The organism is Citrobacter sp. Cs237 (assembly GCF_030332325.1).
Lineage (GTDB): Bacteria > Pseudomonadota > Gammaproteobacteria > Enterobacterales > Enterobacteriaceae > Citrobacter_A > Citrobacter_A sedlakii.
Window position 1 is genome coordinate 1 of the sequence record NZ_JAOWIB010000096.1, and the last position, 3,886, is coordinate 3,886.

The 3,886-nt window shown below is 51.0% G+C and carries 3 protein-coding genes and 1 pseudogene; 3 read left to right on the top strand and 1 reads right to left on the bottom strand.

The genetic code is table 11. The annotated features are described in order from the left end of the window. Both OGY07_RS08240 and OGY07_RS08250 read left to right on the top strand, forming a co-directional pair. On the top strand, positions 1-631 hold a 631-nt coding region (locus tag OGY07_RS08240; protein WP_089046707.1), incomplete at its 5' end, for an IS6-like element IS6100 family transposase. Positions 632-897: 266 nt separating this feature from the next. Beyond that, the gene (locus OGY07_RS08250; protein ID WP_001749969.1) at positions 898-2,106 is read left to right on the top strand and encodes a type II restriction endonuclease; all 1,209 of its coding nucleotides are present in this window, start codon (positions 898-900) and stop codon (positions 2,104-2,106) included. A 33-nt stretch (positions 2,107-2,139) separates the two neighbouring features. Here the strand turns inward: OGY07_RS08250 and OGY07_RS08255 are convergent, their stop codons facing one another. Beyond that, complete coding sequence (locus OGY07_RS08255) at positions 2,140-3,573, bottom strand: DNA cytosine methyltransferase (protein WP_001288432.1); 1,434 nt, start codon at positions 3,571-3,573, stop codon at positions 2,140-2,142. A gap of 98 nt (positions 3,574-3,671) precedes the next feature. Between OGY07_RS08255 and OGY07_RS08260 the strand changes: the two are divergent. Continuing rightward, positions 3,672-3,886 (top strand): annotated as a pseudogene (locus OGY07_RS08260) (IS1 family transposase); the annotation flags it as partial.

The window sequence follows — 3,886 nt, forward strand, 5'->3', positions numbered from 1 at the left end:
GACGATCTATCGCTGGGTCCAGTGCTACGCCCCGGAGATGGAGAAGCGGCTGCGCTGGTTCTGGCGGCGTGGCTTTGATCCGAGCTGGCGCCTGGATGAAACCTACGTCAAGGTGCGGGGCAAGTGGACCTACCTGTACCGGGCAGTCGACAAGCGGGGCGACACGATCGATTTCTACCTGTCGCCGACCCGCAGCGCCAAGGCAGCGAAGCGGTTCCTGGGCAAGGCCCTGCGAGGCCTGAAGCACTGGGAAAAGCCTGCCACGCTCAATACCGACAAAGCGCCGAGCTATGGTGCAGCGATCACCGAATTGAAGCGCGAAGGAAAGCTGGACCGGGAGACGGCCCACCGGCAGGTGAAGTATCTCAATAACGTGATCGAGGCCGATCACGGAAAGCTCAAGATACTGATCAAGCCGGTGCGCGGTTTCAAATCGATCCCCACGGCCTATGCCACGATCAAGGGATTCGAAGTCATGCGAGCCCTGCGCAAAGGACAGGCTCGCCCCTGGTGCCTGCAGCCCGGCATCAGGGGCGAGGTGCGCCTTGTGGAGAGAGCTTTTGGCATTGGGCCCTCGGCGCTGACGGAGGCCATGGGCATGCTCAACCACCATTTCGCAGCAGCCGCCTGATCGGCGCAGAGCGACAGCCTACCTCTGACTGCCGCCAATCTTTGCAACAGAGCCTCCGTCGCCATGCTCACCTCGCTTTGGTGCACACGAGTATTGAGCATAGTCGAGATTGGTGCAGATCACTTCTGATATTGAACTGTCAGGAGCTGGCTGCACAACAGCCATTACGCCCAATCAACTGGTGCAGTCGTCTTCTGAAAATGACACTGTTTGTATATAATCATGAAAAAATGGTGAGTAGAGTTTCAGGGTAACAGGGGATGCTTATGTCGGTTTTCCACAACTGGCTACTTGAGATCGCATGTGAGAATTACTTCGTCTACATCAAACGCCTTTCCGCCAACGATACCGGCGCAACAGGTGGTCACCAGGTAGGGCTTTATATCCCTTCAGGTATCGTTGAAAAACTCTTTCCGTCTATCAACCATACCCGTGAACTGAACCCTTCGGTTTTTCTCACCGCACATGTGTCATCGCATGATTGCCCTGACAGCGAAGCCAGGGCAATTTATTATAACAGCCGTCATTTTGGTAAAACCCGGAATGAAAAAAGGATTACCCGCTGGGGTAGAGGCAGCCCACTTCAGGATCCTGAAAATACAGGGGCTCTGACGCTCCTGGCTTTCAAGCTTGATGAGCAAGGGGGGGACTGTAAGGAAGTAAATATTTGGGTATGCGCCAGCACTGATGAAGAGGACGTCATTGAGACCGCTATTGGTGAAGTTATACCCGGAGCGCTTATATCCGGCCCCGCAGGACAGATTCTAGGCGGACTATCTCTACAGCAAGCGCCAGTAAATCATAAATATATTCTACCTGAAGACTGGCACCTGCGCTTTCCGTCGGGAAGTGAAATTATTCAGTATGCAGCCAGCCATTATGTGAAAAATTCCCTTGATCCGGATGAGCAACTTCTTGACCGCCGGCGCGTGGAGTACGACATATTTCTATTGGTTGAGGAACTGCATGTTCTGGATATCATCCGGAAAGGATTTGGCTCTGTGGATGAATTTATTGCGCTGGCCAATTCTGTCAGCAATCGCCGTAAATCCAGAGCCGGGAAGTCGCTGGAACTGCACCTGGAGCATCTATTCATTGAGCACGGCCTGCGACACTTTGCGACGCAGGCCATCACAGAAGGTAATAAAAAACCCGATTTCCTTTTCCCTTCCGCAGGGGCTTACCACGATACTGAGTTTCCCGTAGAAAATCTGCGCATGCTGGCAGTCAAGACTACCTGTAAGGATCGCTGGCGTCAGATACTGAATGAGGCCGATAAAATTCATCAGGTGCATCTGTTTACACTCCAGGAGGGAGTTTCTCTGGCTCAATATCGGGAGATGCGGGAGTCGGGTGTCAGATTGGTCGTGCCATCATCTCTGCACAAAAAATACCCGGAGGCGGTGAGAGCTGAGCTAATGACGCTAGGTGCGTTTATTGCTGAGCTGACAGGGCTTTACGCAGATATTCCATAGATTATCTCCCGGCATAAATACCGGGAGGAGCGATCAGATTCGTTCAACCTTGCACGAATCGGCATTAACCGCTTTCAGGATATAAGGTTCAAGCAGTTTGGCTACGGCTTCAAACACGGGCACCACTACGGAGTTACCGAACTGCCTGTACGACTGAGTGTCTGACACAGGAATGCGAAAAGGCCTGCCATCTACTTTTTCAAAACCCATAAGGCGCGCGCACTCTCGCGGAGTCAGCCTGCGGGGCCGATGCGCCTGATTTTCTTCGTTCGCGAAGTCTGTTTCACCTGTGGCCATATCCCAGCCACGGTCTATCAGAATTTCAGACCCGTCTTTGTGATAGCGAGCAGAAAGCGTACGGGCAATGCTTTCTTTATTTTCAGGATTAACGAGGCCAAAACCGAATCCGTTACCCTTAGCTGCGTGCTTTTTGGCGTAGTTATAGAGATACTCCCAGAGTTTCGGCGTCAGTATATATTTGCTGTCAACCACGGGTTCCAGCAGTTCGCCAAATGACGGACGCTGTTCCGGATAAAAACGACTAATATCGCGCAGGGTAAAGCCCTGGTGAATGTTCAGATCACGGCGGAAACCGACCAAAACGATACGTTCTCGGTGCTGAGGTAAAAAGTGCTTTCCGTCGATAACTTTAGGATCGTTTTTGCCCATCTCAGCTGCATCCGCAACTTCATAGCCCAGTTCGTCGAGGGTATCCATGATGACTTTAAAGGTTTTACCCTTGTCATGGCTCTTCAGGTTTTTAACGTTTTCAAGAACAAAGATGGCAGGTTTTTTTGCGCGGATAATACGCGCCACATCGAAGAAAAGCGTTCCCTGAGCCTCACATTCGAAACCATGCGCGCGCCCGAGCGAGTTTTTCTTGCTTACGCCCGCAAGGCTAAACGGTTGACAGGGGAAACCTGCTAGAAGTACATCATGATCCGGCACATGCTCATTAATGTAAGCATAGGCATCGTTTTCAGGTACTTCAGGTTTATCACTGAGCGTGACTTCACGAATATCGAGATTGAAAGTGTGTTCCTGAGCATCGTTAAACCAGTTAGCTTTATATGTGCGCACAGCCTCTTTATTCCATTCACTGGTAAAAACGCACTGGCCACCGATGGTTTCGAAGCCCTTCCGTATACCTCCAATCCCAGCAAACAGGTCAATAAACCGGAAGGCATAGTCAGGGTGATGTGCAGGCGCTTCCGGAAGCATTTTTCGTAGAAGTTCCTCTTCGGCTAACGTCAGCGTCTTAGGTGAGCACTTACCATTAATCCAGCGATTAAGAGTCTCGCGACTCCACTCATTTTTACCAACTTTTCTAAGCAGTTCAGCCACGTACTTCTGGTCATAGATTTCCAGCACCTGCCCGAGCAGCTTTTTATCATTTTCCTGTCGCAGTTGTTCTTCCGCTTCTGCTTTCTCAAGCAGATCCTGCGCCAGTAATTCAAATTCAGACATATTGCCTCCATTGGGTCTTATGGGTGAAACTGTATCACTCATTTGACCCAGATTGAATGTTTTTATCTGGATATTTAAACAGGTTTATTGTTAGGTAACGCACGTTGGCCACGCTGGAGCGTCTTCTGGGCCTGCTGTCGGCCTTTGAGGTCGTGGTATGGATGACGGATGGCTGGCCGCTGTATGAACCCCGCCTGAAGGGAAAGCTGCACGTTATCAGCAAGCGTTACACTCAGCGCATTGAGCGACATAACCTGAATCTGAGACAACATCTGGCAAGGCTGGGACGGAAGTCACTGTCGTTCTCAAAATC